Here is an 18,196-nt window from a genome sequence, read left to right as displayed (position 1 = left end):
CCGACCGGCGCGAAATGGTGGTCATCGGACCCCGTGTCGCAGCGTGTCGTCGCAGTACCTGACATCAGGTGCCCTGTAGGCCGCCGGGAGGCGTGACACGACCACCAACCCCAATCGCAACCAGATCACCGGGTTGGTCTACGCTGCGTAGTACATGGTGCGAGAATGACGTCCGAGACGGGTTTTCGCACCCGAACAGCTCCCTGTCAGCAGGAAGGCGTGAAATTGACTCACGGTGGACGTTCCGACTCGGCCCGCACGGCCCGGCGCGGTAACGCATCGCGTTTGGTGAAGCGACTCGGCGCAGTCGCCGCGCTCGGCGTCATCGCTCTGCTCGCCTCCGGGTGCAGCGCTGACGAGGCCATGCGTTTCGGCTGGCCGGAGGGCATCACGCCCGAAGGCCACGACATGCGCGTCTTCTGGCAGTGGGCCTGCATCGCCGCCCTGGTCATGGGTACTTTCGTGTGGGGTCTGATCTTCTGGACCATCACCTTCCACCGCCGCAAGAAGAACGCGACCGCCGAGGAAGAGTTCCCGCGCCAGACCGCGTACAACGTGCCGCTGGAGCTCGTCTACACCGCCGTGCCGTTCATCCTGATCGCGATCCTCTTCTACTTCACCGTCATGGTTCAGACCACGGTGGAGAAGAAGGAGCCGAACCCGCCGGTCGCCATCGACGTGACCGCCTTCCAGTGGAACTGGAAGTTCGGCTACAACTCGGTGCGCACGCAGGACGGTCAGCAGCTGATCGACTCGAAGGACTCCAAGAAGGGCGGCCCGTTCGACCTCCAGATCCCGGAGTACTACGAGCACGACGGTGAGCAGAAGGTGAAGCCGCTGCCGGCCGGTGGCCGCAGTGACGACGTCCGCGACTACCTGACCTTCGACAAGATCGAGACCCTGGGCACGTCCTCGGAGGTTCCGGTTCTGGTTCTGCCGACCAACACCCGGATCCAGTTCAACCTGGCGTCCGCCGACGTGATCCACTCGTTCTGGGTTCCCGAGTTCGTGTTCAAGCGCGACGTCATGCCGTTCCCGGAAGCCAACCACCAGGATCCGGTCTTCCAGATCAGCTCGATCGATCGTGAAGGCGCCTTCGTGGGTCGCTGCGCCGAGATGTGCGGCACCTACCACGCGATGATGAACTTCGAGGTCCGTGCGGTCAGCCCGCAGGTCTTCGAGCAGTACATCAAGTACCGCGTCGCCAACCCGAACGCGACCAACGCGCAGGCCCTGCAGGCCGTCTGCCAGGAGCCGCTGTCGGTGGTCACCAAGCCGTTCGACACCCGCCGCGTCTCGACGACCGAGGGTGCCGACGGTCCGAGGACCGAGAACGGACTCTCGAACACCACGCTCGCGAACTGCCAGCCGCAGGCTGCAGCCGCGGCGGCACCCGCACCGGCACAGGGAGAGTGAGCCAGCCATGAAGATCGAAGCACGCATCTTCGAGTTCATCGCGATCTTCTTCATTCTGATGGGGATCATCTACACCATCTCGACGTACTTCTACCGGACCGGTGTGGAGTGGGCCGGCGCCGCCTGCCTGTTCTTCGCCGGCGGCCTGTCGATCCTGGCCGGAACGTACTTCCGCTTCGTCGCCCGACGCGTGGAGATCCGCCCGGAGGACTACGAGGAGGCCGAGGTCGAGGACGGTGCCGGCGAGCTGGGCTTCTTCAGCCCGCACAGCTACTGGCCGATCCTGATCGCCGGCTTCGCCGCACTGTTCGCGCTCGGCTTCGCGACCGGCAACCTCTGGTTCGCGATCGCCATCGCACTCGGCCTGGTCGGTTCGGTCGCCGGACTGGTCTTCGAATACCACGTGGGACCCGAGAAGCACTGAGCCCCGAAACCACGCATTCAGCCGCACCCGAACTCCGGGTGCGGCTGACTGCATTGGGGGACCTGACGCCGGCCGAACTGTCCGAGGTGCGTTCGCTGCTCGACGCCGCGTTCGGCGGCGAGTTCACCGATGACGACTTCGATCACGCACTCGGCGGCACCCATGTGCTCGTGTACCGCGACGGCTGGCTCGTCGGACACGCCTCGGTGGTGCCACGGACGCTGCGGGTCGACGACGAGGCGACCGCGGCCGGTTACGTGGAAGGGGTGGCCGTCGCAGAGAACCACCGCCGGCACGGTATCGGGGGTCTTCTGGTCGACCGGGTGAACGGGATCGTCGACACCGACTACGCCCTCGGCGCGCTCGCCGCGAGCCGCGAAGCCCTCCGCCTGTACCTCGCACACGGCTGGACACCGTGGGACGGCCCGCTCGGCGTCGACACGGACACCGGCTGGCTGGAGACACCCGAGGAACGCGGCTCGATTCTGGTGCGCTGTACGCCCCGTGGAGGCCCTGTAGACGTCTCCGGCACGTTGACCTGCGACCAGCGGTCGGGTGACGACTGGTAGTCCGCGTGCCTGATTCGCGCTCCTTGAGCGTGTCGAAAGGAGCCGCGCCTCGGGTCCGGGTGGGTTCGTTGAGGTCGGGCGAAGACATGCTTGGGACTAGGGAGGGGGAGGGCTTCCTGCCTGGGTGCTGGTTCACGCTCCTTGAGCTTGTCGAAAGGAGTCGCGCTTTGGGTCCGGGTGGGTTCACTGAGGTCGGGCGAAGACATGCTTGGGACTAGGGAGGGGGAGGGCTTCCTGCCTGGGTGCTGGTTCACGCTCCTTGAGCTTGTCGAAAGGAGCCCCGTCTCGGGTTCGGGTACTTATGCCGTGGTTTGCAGTCAAATACTGACTGCAAACCACGGCATAAGCGGGTTTCCGAGGAAGCCGAACAGTCGCTGGGTCGGACGGCTCCGCGCTCGCGGGTTGCCGTCGCGGGACCGACCATCGAACCCATCAGCGTGATGGACGATCCCGGCGTGGCGCCGGACCTTACGGACTACACCGGACTGGGCTTCACCGACTACGTCATTCGTGCCGCATGCCGGCGGCGGACCCTTTCCCATCGACGTCATCGCCGAGACCGTCCGGCGGTACGGTGACGATCACCGGCTGGTGCTCCTCCGGGACGGTGAGGCGGTCCTGATCGATGACACCGGAACCCGTCTGGTGTGAGCCGTCGCCGGTTGACGCTCCTTGAGCTTATGCCGTGGTTTGCAGTCAGTATTTGACCGCAAACCACGGCATAAGCGGGTTTTCGAGGAAGCCGAACATTCGCTGGGTCGACAGTCCCGCTCTCGTCCCAAGCATGTCTTAGCTCAACACGACCCGCTGGGTCCGCACCGGACCCACCTGACCACCCACGAATAGCACGAGGGCCGCCTCACCAGTAGTGAGGCGGCCTTCGTGACGTGTGCGCGGTACGGCTACTTGTCGTCGTCCACCAGGAACGACGGGTTGCCGCCGCGAGCCTGCAGGTCCTGGAGGGCCTTCTTGGCGTCCTCGTGGGCCTTGTGCTCGTTCTCCACGTTCAGCTGCTGCTGATCGGCGGGGTCCGGGACCAGCTGGCCGGTACCCGGACGGCCGGCGTAGCCGAGCTTGTTCATCCGCTTCGGCAGCGCCGCACCCTCGTAGGGGAGCGGGATCGGATGACCGTGGTCGTCCACCGGGCCGAGCGGCTGGTGCAGCTCGATGTACTCGCCGACAGCCTCACGGCGGATGATGCCGGTCTCGATACCGTGCGCCAGGACCTCGCGGTCGCTGCGCTGCAGCGAGAGCGCCCAACGGTAGGCGATGAAGTACACCAGCGGCGGCACCACGATCAGACCGATACGGCCCATCCACGTCGTCGCATTCAGCGAGATGTGGAACTTCAGGGCGATGAGGTCGTTCATACAGCTCACCGTGAGGATGATGTAGAACGAGAGCGCCATCGCACCGATCGCCGTACGCACCGGAACGTCACGCGGACGCTGCAGCAGGTTGTGGTGAGCGTCGTCGCCGGTCAGCTTCTTCTCGATCCAGGGGTACGAGAACAGCAGGCCGAACAGGACGCCGATCACGACGACCACCCAGAAGATGGCGGGGATCGTGTAGCGGCCCAGGTAGAGCTCCCACGCCGGCATGAGTCGGGCGAAGCCGTCCGTCCACATCATGTAGATGTCGGGCTGCGAGCCGGCCGACACGCGTGCCGGATCGTAGGGGCCGATGTTCCACACCGGGTTGATCTGGAACAGGCCCGCCATCAGCGCGATCGCGCCGAACGTGATGGCGAAGAACGCACCGCCCTTGGCGGCGAACACCGGGAGAATACGAACGCCGACGACGTTCTTCTCGGTGCGGCCCGGGCCGGGGAACTGCGTGTGCTTCTGGTACCAGACCAGCGCCAGGTGGGCGCCGATCAGAGCCAGGATGATCGCCGGGAACAGCAGCACGTGCAGCACGTACATGCGCGGAATGATGATGTCGCCCGGGAAGTCGCCGCCGAACAGCGCCCACTGAACCCAGGTGCCGATCAGCGGGATACCCAGGACGATGCCGCTCATGGCGGCACGGACACCGGTGCCCGACAGCAGGTCGTCCGGCAGCGAGTAGCCGAAGAAGCCCTCGAACATGGCCAGCAGCAGCAGGAAGCAGCCGATCACCCAGTTCGCCTCACGCGGACGACGGAACGCGCCGGTGAAGAAGATACGGGCCATGTGGACCAGGATCGACGCGGCGAACAGCAGCGCGGCCCAGTGATGCACCTGGCGGACGAACAGACCGCCGCGGACCTCGAAGGAGAGGTTCAGCGTGGTCTCGTATGCGCGGCTCATGGTGACACCGTTGAGCGGCTGGTAGACGCCGTCGTAGGTCACGTGGGCCATCGACGGATCGAAGAACAGCGTCAGGTAGACACCCGACAGCAGCAGAATGATGAAGCTGTACAGGGCGAGCTCACCCAGCAGGAACGACCAATGGGTCGGGAAGACCTTGTTGATCTGGCGGCGAACGCCCGATGCCAGGTGGTACCGCGAGTCGACCTCTTCAGCCTGCGTAGCGAGGCGGTCGGCGACTGTCATGACTTACGCTCCCAGAATGCCGGTCCGACGGGCTCGATGAAGTCGCCGGCGGCGACCATGTACCCCTGATTGTTCACCGTGAGAGGCAGCTGGGCCAGGGCACGCGCGGCCGGACCGAACACCGGCTTCGCGAACTCCAGGGCGTTGAACTGCGACTGGTGGCACGGGCAGAGAATCCGGTTGGTCTGCTGCTCGTACAGCGAGGTCGGGCAACCGAGGTGGCTGCAGACCTTCGTGTAGGCGTAGTAGTCGCCGTAGTTGAAGTTCTCCTGGCCCTTGCGCTTGATGGCCCGAGCGGCGTCCTCGGGACGCAGACGGATCAGCATGACCGGGTTACGGGCGGCACGCAGGCCCTCGAGCAGCTTGTGACGGGACTCCTCGGTCTCGCCGTAGCCGTCGGAGACACGCCACGGGAAGACAGTCTCCATGCCGCCGGCATCCAGATCCTCCGGGCGGACCAGAGCGACCTGGTACGGGTTGCCGGTGTCGCGGCGCAGGAAGACGGTCTCGCCCTGCTTCGCGTCGTAGATCGGCGACCAGCCGGTGTGCCACAGCGGAGCCTTGTCGCGCTGCGCCCACGGGTTCTTGATGAAGCCGCCCAGAGCCGCGATCGCGCCGGAGAACGCCAGCGCTCCCAGACCGAAAGCGCCCGCACCGATGATCATCTTGCGGCGGGGGAGCGTGGTGCTCTCCAGGGTGTCGCCGAGCTCGGCGACCAGCGTCTTCTTGTCGACCTCGGCGCTGCCGCCGTCGTGACGGTCCTGAACCGCGATCTCTTCGGGGATGAAACGCTTGGTCAGCTGGATGACACCGAAACCGAACGCCAGGATCGCGCCGCCGAAGCAGACGCCCAGGATCGGCGTGTAGAAGGTGTACAGCCAGAAATCCTTCTCCTCCGGCATGGTGAACTGCCAGTGGTTCCACACGAACGCCACGAAGCCGGCGAGCGCGAGGATTCCGGAGATGATGAACCAGGCCGCGACCGTGAACTCGGACCGCTTCTCGGCACGGGTGCCCGGCTCGGGCCACCGCGGCTCGCGGTGGATGATCTCCACCCCGTCCAGCTGGGTACCGAGCTGAACCTTCTCGTCGCGAGACATCGCGTCGAGCTGGTCGTCCGACGGGACGTCGTTACTCGTTGCACTCAATTTCGTGATCCAATCCACATCGCGCCGGCGACGATAGCGACGACGCCGATAGCCCACATGAACATGCCCTCAGAGGCGGGACCGAAGCCGCCGAGGCCGTAGCCGCCGGGGTTCGGGGTGCTGTCCGCGTACCGGATGAAGCCGATGATGTCCTTCTTGTCCTCGACCGTCAGCTGACGGTTGGAGAACTTCGGCATGTTCTGCGGACCGGTCAGCATGGCCGTGTACAGCTGCTGCGGGTTGACGTTGGTCAGCGGGGGAGCGAACTTGCCGCCCGACAGAGCGCCGCCACGACCGGTGAAGTTGTGGCAGGACGCGCAGTTCAGGCGGAACAGCTCGGAGCCGCGACCCAGGTCGGTGCCCTTCAGCGAATCCATCGCCAGCACCGGCAGACCCTCGTTGTCGCGCTTGATGCTGCCGTCCGAGTTGGTCTCGTACATCACCCGGGGACCGCCGCCCATCGCCTGGATGTAGGCGCCGAGCTGATCGATCTGGCTCTGGGTGAACTTCTCCGGCTTGCGCTGGGCCTGAGCCTCACCGCGCACCGCCGGCATACGTCCCGACGACACCTGGAAGTAGACGGCCGCGTCACCGACGCCGAGCAGTGACGGACCGCGGTCCTTCACACCCTCGAGATTGGCGCCGTGGCAGGTCACACAGGAGGTCTCGTACAGCTGCTTGCCCTGGGCGACCAGGTTCGAGTTCTGGTCGTCAGCGGTCGCGACCTGCGGCTTCGGGCTGAGCAGGCCGGCCAGGAGACCGGTCGCGAGCAGGCCGAACAGAAGGAAAGCGGTCGCACCGGCGCGACGACGCAGCTTGCGGCGCGACTTTGCGCGACGGGCTGGAGATGATCTCATCGGTGACTCTCTACTAAGCGGTTGGACTGTTGGATGGCCGCCGGGGCCGGTTACTGAACGAGGTAGATCACGGCGAACAGAGCGATCCACACGATGTCGACGAAGTGCCAGTAGTAGGACACGACGATCGCGGCGGTCGCCTGAGCCGGAGTGAACTTCGACAGGCGGGTACGGATCAGCAGGAAGATGAAGGCCACCAGGCCGCCGATCACGTGCAGGCCGTGAAAGCCCGTGGCCAGGTAGAACACCGAGCCGTACGCCGACGAGGAGAGCGTGACGCCCTCGTGGACCATGTTCCAGTACTCGTAGGCCTGACCGCACACGAAGAACGTGCCCATCAGCAGGGTCAGCAGGTACCAGCGGCGCAGACCGAAGACGTCGCCGCGCTCAGCGGCGAAGACGCCGAACTGGCAGGTGAACGAGCTGAGGATCAGCACGGTGGTCACCGGCACGGCCAGGGCCAGGTTGAGGTGCGCCGGCGGCTGCGGCCAGCCCACGGCGGAGTTGGCCCGCGCGACGAAATACATCGCGAACAGACCGGCGAAGAACATCAATTCGCTCGACAGCCACACGATGGTGCCGACGCTGACCATGTTCGGACGGTTCAGCGAATGCACACGCGAGGTGATGGCGGTTCCTGAGGTACCCACGGCGCTAGTCACAAGAGAAGTATGACGGTTCGTAGTAAGCCATGCCCACTCGGGTCCCAAATTCGTTCGGATTTCTTCCTCCGGCCCTGGTGAACGTGCATCTCCGAGGGGGTCTCGGCGTGTCTGAGAAGGGCCGCATTCTGGTTACCTGGACACCGAACGTCGCCGAGCCGACCGACAGGAGGGTGCCGATGCGTCGCTGGTTCTCCCGGAAACGTGCCGCCGAGGCCGTCTCCCTCGACGCTCTCGAGGACGCCGACGTGCTGGCGGAATGCCGGGACGAGGCCCTCTCGTCGTCGTCGGTGCTGGCAGACGCCGGCTTCAGCGAGCGCAGCGACGTGGTGCTGCGTCACGTGGTGTTCCTGCGCCCGGAGGAGACCGACGTGCTGGTGGGGCGGTATGCAGCCGACGGCTATTCGCCGGTCTCGGCGATCGCCACCGATCCCGCGCCCCCGGACGGTCGGGTGGCCGTCGCGGTGGCGCGGGTCCAGACGGTCGATCCGGTGTCGCTGTCGCGTGAGCGGGCACTCATGACGTCGGCCGCCTCCCGGGTCGGCGGCGCCTACGGCGGCTGGACGATTCTCGGTGTACCCGGCCGTTAGGCTTGCAGCGTGACCGATTCAACCGAGTACACCTGGCCGAGCATTCTGGGCGCCGTCAGCGACGGCAAGGACCTGACCTCGCAGCAGGCGGCCTGGGCCATGCGCGAGATCATGTCCGACTCGGCCACCGGCGCCCAGATCGCGGCATTCGGTGTCGCGGTCAAGATGAAGGGTGCGGCAACCGAGGAGCTGAAGGGTCTGGCCGACACCATGCTGGCCTTCGCCAACCGCATCGATCTGCCCGGTGAAGCGCTCGACATCGTCGGTACCGGCGGCGACCGGTCCCACACCGTCAACATCTCGACGATGACCTCGATCGTCGTCGCGGCCACCGGAATCCCGGTCATCAAGCACGGCAATCGTGCCGCCTCGTCCAAGAGCGGCGGCGCCGACGTCCTCGAAGCCCTCGGCGTCGCGATCTCGCTGGGCCCGGATGCGGTCCGCGAGTGCCTGAACGATGTCGGCATCGGATTCTGCTTCGCGCCGGTGTTCCATCCGGCGTTCCGGTTCACCGGGCCACCGCGAAAGGAGATCGGTGTACCCACCGTCTTCAACGTGCTCGGTCCGCTCACCAACCCGGCCGCTCCGCCCGCCGGTCTGATCGGCTGCGCCTTCGCCGACCTGGCGCCGGTGCTCGCGCAGACCTTCGCCGACCGGGGCAACCGGGTGCTGCTCGTCCGCGGCGACGACGGCCTCGACGAACTGACCACCACGACCACGTCCACGGTGTGGCAGGTGGTCGACGGACAGGTGAGCGAACACGGTCTGGATCCGCGGGATCTCGGCATCGGCCTGGTGAAGCTGTCCGCGCTGCAGGGCGGCGACGCCGAATACAACGCCCAGGTGGCCCGCGACCTGTTCGCCGGCGCCACCGGACCGGTGCGCGACGCGGTGGTACTGAACGCGGCGGCCGCCGTGGTCGCCTTCGAACAGGACCGTCAGTTCTCCGACGAAGAACTCGTCGCCGCCCTCACCGATGCGAAGACGCGGGTCGAGCAGACCATCGATTCGGGTGCGGCCGCAGCCCTGCTGAAACGGTGGGCCGACGAGTCGACCCGTCTCGCCGGCTGACGGCCCCTATATAGAGGTCATTCCTCGCCGATGGAGAAGCCGCCCTCGACCTCCGAGCTCGAATAGCTGCGGAAAGCGATGTGGGTGGCACTGGAGCGAACCCCGGGCAGACGGTTGATCCGCCCGGTCACCACATCGGCGATCTCCTCGTGGTCGCGGACCTTGATCTTGGCGATCAGGTCGACGTCACCGGCGCACGAATAGACCTCGACGACGCCCGGGATGTCCGCGACGGCCTGGGCGGTCTCCGGGATCTGGTGGATGTCGGCTCCGATGAGGACGATGGCGGTGATCATGCCCCGAGGGTAACCGCCTCGCGGGCGGCCCGGGCCGTGGCCGAGAACGACGTCCAGCGTTGTGCCGAGCCCACCGGACACGACAGTTCCGAGGAGACGTCGACGAGGCGGGTGCCCGGTTCGTCGATCGCCCGGGTGATCAATGCGACCTCCTCGGGCGGTGCCCCGCACAGCGGGCCGTCCTGCGGTGCCGGCGGCAGCACGGTGGTCGCCGATGCCCTTAGTGCGTCGACGACCGGCATGGGCGGCACACCCCGATCGGCCCGTCCGGCGGCCACCAGCCGGCCGTAGCGGACCACCGAGAGATCCCAACCGCCGCCGGCGGGCTGGGCCAGCACCATCTCGTCGACCCGGGCGACGGCGTGATGCCGCTGGCAGCGGGCCAGGACGTCGACGGTCGCCGCCAGCCGGTCGCGGGCCCGGGCGGCCGACTCGAAGCGCCGCTGCCGGGCGAGGCTCTGCAGGCGTGCGGTCAGGTCCTGCAGAAGCCGATCACAGCGGCCGGTCAGCAGGTCGTGGGCCGCCTGGACCCGGATCAGATAGTCGGGGAGGGTCTGCGGGCGATCGCTGGCCGCGCGACAGGTGCCGGGCAGGGCGGCGACGAGCGGATCGGGCAGGGCCGCGGCGTCGGCGGTGCCCGGGCACCAGTGATGGTCCCGGGGCCGGGTGGTGCAGGTGCGCAGCCCGGCGGCACCGGAGATGACGTCGGCCACGTCGGCGGCGACCGCGCGACTCGACACCGGTCCCACGGCGACCTCGCCGGGGGTGCGGCTCACCTTGAGCCGCGGGAAGCGTTCCTCGGTGAGGGTGATCCACCAGCCCTTGTGCGGGTTGCGGGACCGCCGGTTGTAGGCGGGCTTGTGGGCGGCGAGCAGCGTGAGCTCGCGGATCCCCGCCTCGAGGGCGTGCGCGCATTCGATGTGGTCGACGCGCTGGGCCAGGGCCACCATCTCGCCGATCCGTGGACGGGTGTCGCCGGAGAAATAGTTCGAGACCCGGCGCTGCAGGTCGCGGGCCGTGCCGACGTACAGGACCTCGTCGGAGGGTCCGCGGAACAGGTAGACGCCCGGGCGGTGAGGGAGTCCGGTGGCCAGGGACCGCTTCGCGCGGACCGCGGGCGACGCACGCGGCAGATAGCGGGTGAGATCACGGTAGGTTCGCACACCCTGGTTGCCGACGCGTTCGAGCAGCCGGTGGAACACCTCGACGGTGGCGCGGGCATCGTCCAGTGCACGGTGGGTGGGTCTGGTCTCGACGTCGAACAGTTCCGCCAGGGCCGACAGCTTGACGGTGGGCGCCTCGTGGCGCGGCAGGATCCGGCGCGCCATCGTCACGGTGCACAGCGAGGCCGGGCACGGCCACGGCAGCTGCTGCCGGGCGGCGGCCCGGCGGAGGAAGCCGACGTCGAACCGGGCATTGTGGGCGACCAGGATCGCGCCGCGGGCGAACTCGAAGAAGGCCGGCAGCGCCTGCTCGATCGGGGGAGCGTCGTGGACCATCGCGGTGGTGATGCCGGTCAGTTGCACGATCTGCGGCGGGATGACGCATCCGGGGTCGACGAGGGTCGCGAACTCGCCCAGCACTTCGCCGCCGCGGATCTTGACCGCGCCGATCTCAGTGATGCGGTCGTTCTCGGCGCTGCCCCCGGTGGTCTCCAGGTCGACGATCACCAGGGTGGTGTCGTAGAGCGACGCGGTGGCGAACTCTTCGTCTTCGGGCAGGTCCGCGAAGCTCAGCTGTCCGTCGCCTTCGGGTGCTGTCGGGTGCGGCATGGTGCTCACGCTAGGAGCGGGGTCCGACAGGCAGGGTTTGTCGGAGGGGGCTCATACCCTCCAGTCGAGGTCGAGCTTTGGGCTCGTCACCGGCGGGTCATCTGACTCCCGAACGAGCCCGATCCGCCGAACCGCCGCCGATATGAGAGGTAGATCACAGATGATCATCGACTGCGCCACCTGCCCGGCCCGAAACCGGGCCTGCGACGACTGCCTGATGCAGGTCTTTTTTGCCCCTGCTACCAGGGACTATGGTCCCGATGAGCAGCTGAAGGTCACGGATCGGGCGTTACACGACGCGCTGGATGTGTTCGTCGCCACACAGCTGATCTCGCCGACGGAGGCCAATGCGGCGAAAACAGGTATCGATGCAGGTGACGACGATAATCCGGGGGACGACGGGCGCTACCTGCGGGCCGTCTGATCGACACCGATTCGCCACGCCGTGCTCGATTCGGTGGACATCAGGTCACAGGTTTCGTAATCTTTCCGAGACCTTCCAAGAAGGGACGCCCCACCTGGGGCCGACCGGAAGGACACCGCCTAATCGCGACCCTCATATAGAGGTGAACGAATCGGGGACCCACTTATTCCCGGACGTGGCTATGCCGCGGCCTGGATCGGGGTGAATCGCGGGAGACCGCGTAGGGCCATCTCTTCCGGCCCGAACCCGACAGCTAACCCGGTCGGCGGCAGGAGAGACAAACAAGGAGACTTTTTCGTGGCCAAACATCGTGTGGAGCAGCCCAAGGCCGCTCGCAACGTTGCCAAGACCGCTCTCGCCACCGGCTCGTTCGCCATCGGCGCCATCGCCCTCGCTGCTCCGGCTGCGCACGCTGCGCCGATCCAGGTGCCGAAGGGCCTGAACATCCCGGGCATCGCGCAGAAGGACATCCCGCAGACGATCGACGTCCCCGGCGTCGACGCCAAGGACATCCCGCAGAACCTCGCGCCGAGCACCGACGTCAAGAAGCGTCTGGGCCTCAAGCAGACCCGCGGCGAGAAGGCTCTCAAGGTCGCCGAGTCGAAGATCGGTTCGCCGTACGTGTACGGCGCCGCCGGCCCGAACGCCTTCGACTGCTCCGGTCTCGTCTACTACTCGTACAAGCAGGCCGGCCGCACCATCCCGCGTGACAGCTACGGCCAGCTCGGCGGCGGCACCCCGGTGCCGTCCCTCGCTCAGGCCAAGCCGGGCGACGTCCTGATCTTCAACGGTGGCAGCCACGCCGGCATCTACGTCGGCGGCGGCAAGTTCATCCACTCCTCGACCGAGGGTGTGCCTGTGCAGCGCGCTACTGTGAAGTCCTGGGCGCTCACCGGAATCCGCCGCTACAACTGAGCGGATCTTCAAGTCGTACCCGGGGCGGGTCGCACGCTGCTAGCGTGCGACTCGCCCTGAACTTGTTAGGAAATACCTGTCGATCATGGATAAGTCCCGCAACGCCGGCCGTCGGTCGGTCAGCCGCCGCGGCATGGCCGTGCTCGCCGCAGGTGCGGCATCGGTCTCGCTGCTGACCTGCGTGCCGACCCCGGCCGTGCAGGCCGAACCGGCCCGCAGTGCCGACCAGCTCCTCAAGCGCTACAAGCAGCTGTCGGTCCAGGCCGAGAAGTCCTCGGAAGCCCTCAACAAGGCGCAGGACGACTACGACAAGCAGCGCAAGATCGTCGTGACGCAGCGCAAAGCCGCCGCCGACGCCGAGAAGCGCCGCGTGACCGCGGACAAGCAGCTCGCCGTCACCCAGAAGAAGATCGACGCCCTGGCCCGTGCCAGCGAGCGCGGTGCCCGCGTCAACCGCCTGTACGCCCTGCTGGTGAGCGATTCGCCGCAGAGCCTGCTCGACAACATGTCCAACCTGGAGGTCGTCTCGCGACAGGCCGCCGGCGACATGGCGAGCATCAAGAAGACCTCCACCGACGCCGCCGCCGCGAAGACGCAGGCCGAGGAGACGGCCGCCGCCGCCACCGCAGCCCAGCAGGATGCGAAGAAGAAGCGGGCCGACCTGATCGACAAGCAGGCCGATCTGCAGGCCGAGGCCTCGACCGTGCGTGCCATCTACCAGTCGATGACCGGCCAGCAGCTGGCCGCCCTGCGCGGTCCGAAGTTCGACTTCGATCCCAGCATGCTGCCCAAGGGCACCTCGCCGGCGATGATCGCCGTGAAGGCCGCCCTCACCCGGATCGGCGACCCGTACGTGTGGGGCGCCACCGGCCCGGACGCCTTCGACTGCTCGGGCCTCATGGTGTGGGCCTACAAGCAGGCCGGCAAGAGCCTGCCCCGGACGAGTGAGGCCCAGCTGGCCGGCGGTACACCGGTCTCACGGGATGCCCTGCAGCCCGGCGACCTGATCATCTACTACTCCGGTGCCAGCCACGTCGGCATGTACGTCGGTGACGGCTACGTGGTGCACGCGGCCACCTTCGGTGTGCCGGTGGCGGTCGTGCCGATCGACCAGGCCGGACCGTACAACGCCGCAGTTCGGTACTGACTTGGCGTCCGCGGGCCGTCCGCGCGCGGCGCTGTGCGCCGGTCTTCTGACGCTCTGCCTGACCGTCGGTCTGACCGCGTGCTCGTCGACGCCCCCGACACCGCATCCGTCGTCCTCGTCGACCACCACCAGTGCGTCGAACGCCTTCGAACAGCAGCGTCGTGACGGGGTGAACGCCCTGCTCGGGAAGCTGCGCGACGCCCTGCAGTCCGGAAACGGCGCGGCGCTCGACGCGTTGATCGACCCGCTCGCGACCCCCGCGTTCCGTGCGTCGCTGCACATCGCCCAGAAGAATCTCACGCAGAAGAATCCCACGCAGAAGACTGCATCGACGGCGCCGGCGCCGGCCGGGCGCGGGGGACCGCTGGTGCTGCGCACCCTGGCGTTCCAGGTCGGTTCCGAGCAGGTGTCCGAGCGGCTCATCGGCGGCGCACTCGCCGTGAAGCTGAGCGATGCGGGCAGCTCCGACAGCTGGGTGACCCCGGTAAACGTGCAGTACGCACTCGGCGGGCAGTCGACGCCCGGCGTCGACGAACCGGACGTCACCCTGAGCGAGACGATGGCCTTCTCGCGGTACGACGACGCCTGGAAGCTGCTGGGCGACGGATCGCTCGCCGGCGACACATCGGACCCGAATGAGCCGCAGCGGCCCCCGGAGGTGCCGCCGTGGACGTACGACGGGCTGCGGGCCGCACAGGTGGATTCGGCCGGCGGCCGTTCCGCTGTGCTCTCGTACCCGGACACCGACACCACGGTCGGCTACATCCGCCGGCAGCTGGCGCCCGGTATCGAGGCGGTCAGCGACTTCTGGGGCAAGGACTGGCCGCAGACCGCGGTCGTCGTCGTCACCGGCGACGAGGATCAGTTCGCCGGTCTGACCCGGACGGCGGAGGGCGACACCGAAGCGGCGGCCGCCGCCACGGTCTTCTCCACGATCAACCGGTCCACCCAGACCGTCGTCGGCCAGCGGGTCGTCTTCTCACCCGCTGCCGCCCAGCTCAGCGAGGCCGGCATCGCGGTGGTGCTGCGCCATGAACTGTTCCACGCCGCCTCCCGGCTGATCACCGCCGACAAGACGCCCAAGTGGCTCACCGAAGGCGTCGCCGAATACGTGGGACGCCGCGGCACCAAGCCCGACTTCAACGACGTCGCCCCCGATCTGGCCGTCCAGGTGGCTTCCGGGGAGAAGACGACGCTGCCGAAGGACAAGGACTTCTCCGTCGACACCGATCAGGCCCGGCTCGCCTACCAGACGGCCTGGTCGTTCGCCGCGTACATCGCCGGCAAGTACGGCGACCCCAAGCTGCGCGCCATGTACGCGGCCGCGGCGCCGACGGTCACCGACGACACCACCAAGGCGGCTGTGAAGTCGTCGCTGGGCGTCGACTACGACACGCTGATCCGCGATTGGCAGGCCTGGCTCAGCCGGCAGGTGCGGTGATGCGCCGGACACTGCTGGTCACCAACGATTTTCCGCCCCGTCCCGGAGGCATCCAGTCGTATCTGGAGAACCTGATCGGTCATCTGCCGCCCGAGGACGTGGTGGTGTACGCGCCCACCTGGAAGGGCTGCGACGAGTACGACGCCGCCGCGCCCTACCGGGTGGTGCGGCACCCGACGACGTTGATGCTGCCCACCGCGGGCGTCGCCCGCCGGGCAGCCCGTCTGGTGCGCGAGCACGACATCGAGACGGTGTGGTTCGGTGCGGCGGCCCCGCTGGCGGTCCTCGGGCCGACGTTGCGACGGGCGGGCGCACGACGGATCGTCGCCAGCACCCACGGCCACGAGGTGGGCTGGTCGATGCTGCCCGGCTCCCGCCAGGTGCTGCGCGTCATCGGCGAGACCGCGGACGTCATCACCTTCGTCAGCCGGTACACGCGCAGCCGCTTCGCGTCCGCGTTCGGTCCGCGCGGCGCGCTGGAGTACCTTCCCTGCGGTGTGGACGTCGACCGGTTCGCGCCGGATCGGCTGGCCCGCGAGGATCTGCGCGACCGGTACGGGCTGGGGGAGCGGCCCGTCGTGCTGTGCCTGTCCAGACTCGTGCCCCGCAAAGGGCAGGACGTGCTCATCCGGGCGCTGCCGCAGATCGTGGCCCGCATCCCCGACGTGCACCTGATGATCGTGGGCGGCGGCCCGTACGCCGAGAAGCTGCACGACCTGGCCGACCGCAGCGGCGTGCGTGACCACATCACGTTCACCGGCTCGGTGCCCGCCGCCGAACTCCCCATGCATCACGCGATGGCCGACGTCTTCGCCATGCCCACCCGTACCCGCGGCGGCGGCCTGGACGTCGAAGGTCTCGGCATCGTCTTCCTGGAGGCCTCGGCCTCCGGGGTGCCGGTGGTCGCCGGCGATTCGGGCGGTGCGCCCGAGACGGTGGTCGAAGGCGTCACCGGTCACGTGGTGAACGGCCGCGACGTCGAGCAGGTCGCCTCCACCATCACCGGCCTGTTGCAGGACCGTGCCCGCGCCGCAGCGATGGGCGCGCGCGGACGCGAGTGGACCGTCGAGAAGTGGCAGTGGAAGCACCAGGCGGCGCGCCTGGAGCAGCTGCTGTAACTACTTGGCGTAGATCGAGTCGATCACGCCGGCGTGGTTCTCGGAAACCACCTTGCGCTTCACCTTCAGGGTGGGCGTCAGCTCGCCGGTGTCCTCGGTGAAGTCCGAGGAGAGGATCTGGAACTTCTTGATCGCCTCGGCATGCGAGACGGTGGCGTTCGCGGCGTCGATCGCGGTCTGGATCTCCTTGCGCATGTCCGGATCGGCGGCGACCTGCGACATCGGGGTCTTCGGGTCCTTGCCGTTGCGCTCCAGCCACGCCGGCACAGCCTCCGGATCGAGCGTGATCAGGGCACTGATGAACGGCTTCTGGTCGCCGATCACCATGGCCTGGGACACCAGCGGCGCGGCGCGGATGATGTCTTCCATCGGGGCCGGGGAGACGTTCTTGCCGCCCGCGGTCACCAGGATCTCCTTCTTGCGACCGGTGATCTTCAGGTAGCCGTCGTCGTCGAGCTCGCCGATGTCGCCGGTGTGGAACCAGCCGTCCTCGAGCGCCTCGGCCGACGCCTCCGGGTTCTGCCAGTAGCCGGTGAACACGACATCACCGTTCAGCATGATCTCGCCGTCATCGGCGATACGGACCGCGTTGCCGGGGACCGGACGGCCGACGGTGCCCATCCGGACCTCGCCGGGACGGTTCACGCAGATCGCCGCGGTCGTCTCGGTCAGGCCGTAGCCCTCGAAGACGTCCAGGCCGACACCGCGGAAGAAGTGGCCGAGACGCTCGCCGAGCGGTGCGCCGCCGGAGATGGCGCCCTCGCACCGGCCGCCGAGCGCGGCGGTCAGCTTCGAGTAGACGAGCTTGTCCATCAGCGAATGGCGCGCCTTCAGGCCGAACGGCACCGAACCGGTGTCCAGGGCCTTCGAATAGGCGATCGCGGTGGCGGCGGCGCGATCGAAGATCTTGCCCTTGAGCGGGCTGGCGTCGTGGGCGCCCTGCTGAGCCGAGTTGTACACCTTCTCGAAGACGCGCGGCACCGACAGGATGACCGACGGATGGAACTCGCCGAACGTCTCGACCAGCGTCTTGGTATCAGCCGTGTAGCCGACCATCACACCGGACTCGATGGCGATGAGGTTGACGGCGCGTGCCAGCACGTGGGCCAGCGGCAGGAACATCAGAAGCCGCTTGCCCGGCTCCAGGCGCTCGGCCAGCGAACTCTGACGCACGCCGGCGATCTCGCCGAGCAGGTTCGAGTGCTGCAGCATGACGCCCTTCGGGCGGCCGGTGGTGCCCGAGGTGTAGATCAGGGTGGCCGGCGAATCGGCCTTCAGGCCGCGACGGCGCTTCTCGACCTCCGCGTCGTCGATACCGGCGGCGCGCTCGGTGAGCAGATCCACCACGCCCTGCCCTTCGGCCGGCTCGATCTCGAAGACCTGGGTGTCCTTGCCGACGTTCTTGACGTCGTCGAGCGTCTTCCGGTGGGCGGGGGTCTCGACGATCACCGCGACCGCCGACGAATCCTCGAGGATCCAGTCGATCTGGGCGGCCGACGACGAGTCGTAGATCGGCACCGGGGTGGCACCCGCCGACCAGATGGCGAAGTCGAGCAGGGTCCATTCCAGGCGGGTCGCCGAGATGAGGGCGACACGGTCACCGGGCTTGATTCCCGAGGCGATCAGGCCCTTGGCGAGCGTGCGCACGGTGTCGGCCGCCTGCGCGCCGTTGACCGGCTTCCAGTCGCCGCCGTCCTTCTTCAGGAACATCGGGGCATCGGGTGCCTTCGCCGCCGCATCGAAGAGGACGTCGGAGGCGTTGCGCTCCGGGGGGATCGTGTACGTCGCGGGGACCCGATACTCGACCAT

18 protein-coding genes and 1 riboswitch are annotated in these 18,196 nt (G+C 67.6%); of the genes, 11 read left to right on the top strand and 7 right to left on the bottom strand.

The features are described 5' to 3' along the window. The first annotated feature begins 285 nt into the window (after positions 1–285). The 4 genes from QM774_RS06005 to QM774_RS05990 all read left to right on the top strand — a co-directional run bounded on the left by QM774_RS06005 (position 286) and on the right by QM774_RS05990 (position 3,060). Positions 286–1,416, top strand: a complete 1,131-nt coding sequence (locus QM774_RS06005; RefSeq protein ID WP_414975011.1) for a cytochrome c oxidase subunit II — start codon at positions 286–288, stop codon at positions 1,414–1,416. 7 nt (positions 1,417–1,423) lie between these two features. Beyond that, positions 1,424–1,840, top strand: a complete 417-nt coding sequence (locus tag QM774_RS06000; protein WP_414975010.1) for a cytochrome c oxidase subunit 4 — start codon at positions 1,424–1,426, stop codon at positions 1,838–1,840. A gap of 38 nt (positions 1,841–1,878) precedes the next feature. Beyond that, positions 1,879–2,409 carry a GNAT family N-acetyltransferase gene (locus tag QM774_RS05995; RefSeq protein ID WP_414975009.1) on the top strand — a complete coding sequence of 177 codons (531 nt, stop codon included), beginning with the start codon at positions 1,879–1,881 and terminating at the stop codon, positions 2,407–2,409. Positions 2,410–2,919: 510 nt separating this feature from the next. After that, on the top strand, positions 2,920–3,060 hold the full coding sequence (locus QM774_RS05990) for a hypothetical protein (protein WP_414975008.1): 141 nt from the start codon (positions 2,920–2,922) through the stop codon (positions 3,058–3,060). A 251-nt stretch (positions 3,061–3,311) separates the two neighbouring features. Here QM774_RS05990 and QM774_RS05985 read toward each other — a convergent pair whose 3' ends face one another. Genes QM774_RS05985 through QM774_RS05970 form a run of 4 tightly spaced genes read right to left on the bottom strand, consistent with a single transcriptional unit; the run spans position 3,312 to position 7,613 of the window. Continuing rightward, complete coding sequence (locus QM774_RS05985) at positions 3,312–4,946, bottom strand: cytochrome b (protein WP_414975007.1); 1,635 nt, start codon at positions 4,944–4,946, stop codon at positions 3,312–3,314. After that, entirely contained in the window at positions 4,943–6,094 is a 1,152-nt protein-coding gene (locus QM774_RS05980) for a ubiquinol-cytochrome c reductase iron-sulfur subunit (protein WP_414975006.1), read from the bottom strand. Before QM774_RS05980 ends, QM774_RS05985 begins: the two co-directional genes overlap by 4 nt. Beyond that, on the bottom strand, positions 6,091–6,951 hold the full coding sequence (locus tag QM774_RS05975) for a c-type cytochrome (RefSeq protein WP_414975005.1): 861 nt from the start codon (positions 6,949–6,951) through the stop codon (positions 6,091–6,093). Before QM774_RS05975 ends, QM774_RS05980 begins: the two co-directional genes overlap by 4 nt. Positions 6,952–7,001: 50 nt before the next feature. Further along, on the bottom strand, positions 7,002–7,613 hold the full coding sequence (locus tag QM774_RS05970; protein ID WP_414975004.1) for a cytochrome c oxidase subunit 3: 612 nt from the start codon (positions 7,611–7,613) through the stop codon (positions 7,002–7,004). A 107-nt stretch (positions 7,614–7,720) separates the two neighbouring features. Between QM774_RS05970 and QM774_RS05965 the strand changes: the two genes are divergently transcribed. Together QM774_RS05965 and trpD are read left to right on the top strand one after the other, a co-directional pair. Then, positions 7,721–8,203: a hypothetical protein gene (locus QM774_RS05965; RefSeq protein WP_414975003.1), complete on the top strand. Its 483-nt coding sequence runs from the start codon at positions 7,721–7,723 to the stop codon at positions 8,201–8,203. A gap of 9 nt (positions 8,204–8,212) precedes the next feature. Further along, complete coding sequence (trpD, locus tag QM774_RS05960; protein WP_414975002.1) at positions 8,213–9,274, top strand: anthranilate phosphoribosyltransferase; 1,062 nt, start codon at positions 8,213–8,215, stop codon at positions 9,272–9,274. A gap of 17 nt (positions 9,275–9,291) precedes the next feature. Here trpD and QM774_RS05955 read toward each other — a convergent pair whose 3' ends face one another. Together QM774_RS05955 and QM774_RS05950 are read right to left on the bottom strand one after the other, a co-directional pair. Further along, a complete protein-coding gene (locus QM774_RS05955) occupies positions 9,292–9,570 on the bottom strand; it encodes an Lrp/AsnC family transcriptional regulator (RefSeq protein WP_414975001.1) in 279 nt (92 codons plus the stop codon). Continuing rightward, positions 9,567–11,342 (bottom strand): DEDD exonuclease domain-containing protein, encoded by a 1,776-nt coding sequence (locus tag QM774_RS05950; protein WP_414975000.1) that lies wholly within the window; start codon positions 11,340–11,342, stop codon positions 9,567–9,569. The genes QM774_RS05955 and QM774_RS05950 overlap by 4 nt, the downstream gene beginning before the upstream one ends. A gap of 160 nt (positions 11,343–11,502) precedes the next feature. On the opposite strand from QM774_RS05950, the gene QM774_RS05945 reads away from it, so the two are divergent. The 5 genes from QM774_RS05945 (at position 11,503) to QM774_RS05925 (ending at position 16,387) form a co-directional block, all read left to right on the top strand. Further along, positions 11,503–11,766 (top strand): hypothetical protein, encoded by a 264-nt coding sequence (locus QM774_RS05945; RefSeq protein WP_414974999.1) that lies wholly within the window; start codon positions 11,503–11,505, stop codon positions 11,764–11,766. Between the two features lie 106 nt (positions 11,767–11,872). Then, a riboswitch (cyclic di-AMP (ydaO/yuaA leader) is annotated at positions 11,873–12,048 on the top strand. 15 nt (positions 12,049–12,063) lie between these two features. Further along, entirely contained in the window at positions 12,064–12,681 is a 618-nt protein-coding gene (locus QM774_RS05940) for a C40 family peptidase (protein ID WP_414974998.1), read from the top strand. 85 nt (positions 12,682–12,766) lie between these two features. Beyond that, a complete protein-coding gene (locus QM774_RS05935) occupies positions 12,767–13,828 on the top strand; it encodes an NlpC/P60 family protein (protein ID WP_414974997.1) in 1,062 nt (353 codons plus the stop codon). Position 13,829: 1 nt separating this feature from the next. Further along, positions 13,830–15,269 (top strand): peptidase MA family metallohydrolase, encoded by a 1,440-nt coding sequence (locus tag QM774_RS05930; protein ID WP_414974996.1) that lies wholly within the window; start codon positions 13,830–13,832, stop codon positions 15,267–15,269. Continuing rightward, positions 15,269–16,387 (top strand): glycosyltransferase family 4 protein, encoded by a 1,119-nt coding sequence (locus tag QM774_RS05925; RefSeq protein ID WP_414974995.1) that lies wholly within the window; start codon positions 15,269–15,271, stop codon positions 16,385–16,387. Before QM774_RS05930 ends, QM774_RS05925 begins: the two co-directional genes overlap by 1 nt. Here the strand turns inward: QM774_RS05925 and QM774_RS05920 are convergent, their stop codons facing one another. Continuing rightward, on the bottom strand, positions 16,388–18,196 hold the full coding sequence (locus tag QM774_RS05920; RefSeq protein WP_414974994.1) for an AMP-dependent synthetase/ligase: 1,809 nt from the start codon (positions 18,194–18,196) through the stop codon (positions 16,388–16,390). It lies immediately after the preceding gene.

Source organism: Gordonia sp. (in: high G+C Gram-positive bacteria), from assembly GCF_047600565.1.
Lineage (GTDB): Bacteria > Actinomycetota > Actinomycetes > Mycobacteriales > Mycobacteriaceae > Gordonia.
The sequence above is the reverse complement of the archived record's forward strand: the minus strand, read 5'-3'. Positions and strand labels throughout refer to the sequence as shown.

Coding starts and splice junctions, on each gene's coding strand:
- QM774_RS06000 (WP_414975010.1), top strand. CDS start 1,424: ATGAAGATCGAAGCACGCATCTTCGAGTTCATCGCGATCTTCTTCATT.
- QM774_RS05985 (WP_414975007.1), bottom strand. CDS start 4,946: ATGACAGTCGCCGACCGCCTCGCTACGCAGGCTGAAGAGGTCGACTCG.
- QM774_RS05975 (WP_414975005.1), bottom strand. CDS start 6,951: ATGAGATCATCTCCAGCCCGTCGCGCAAAGTCGCGCCGCAAGCTGCGT.
- QM774_RS05955 (WP_414975001.1), bottom strand. CDS start 9,570: ATGATCACCGCCATCGTCCTCATCGGAGCCGACATCCACCAGATCCCG.
- QM774_RS05950 (WP_414975000.1), bottom strand. CDS start 11,342: ATGCCGCACCCGACAGCACCCGAAGGCGACGGACAGCTGAGCTTCGCG.
- QM774_RS05945 (WP_414974999.1), top strand. CDS start 11,503: ATGATCATCGACTGCGCCACCTGCCCGGCCCGAAACCGGGCCTGCGAC.
- QM774_RS05935 (WP_414974997.1), top strand. CDS start 12,767: ATGGATAAGTCCCGCAACGCCGGCCGTCGGTCGGTCAGCCGCCGCGGC.
- QM774_RS05925 (WP_414974995.1), top strand. CDS start 15,269: ATGCGCCGGACACTGCTGGTCACCAACGATTTTCCGCCCCGTCCCGGA.
- QM774_RS05920 (WP_414974994.1), bottom strand. CDS start 18,196: ATGGTCGAGTATCGGGTCCCCGCGACGTACACGATCCCCCCGGAGCGC.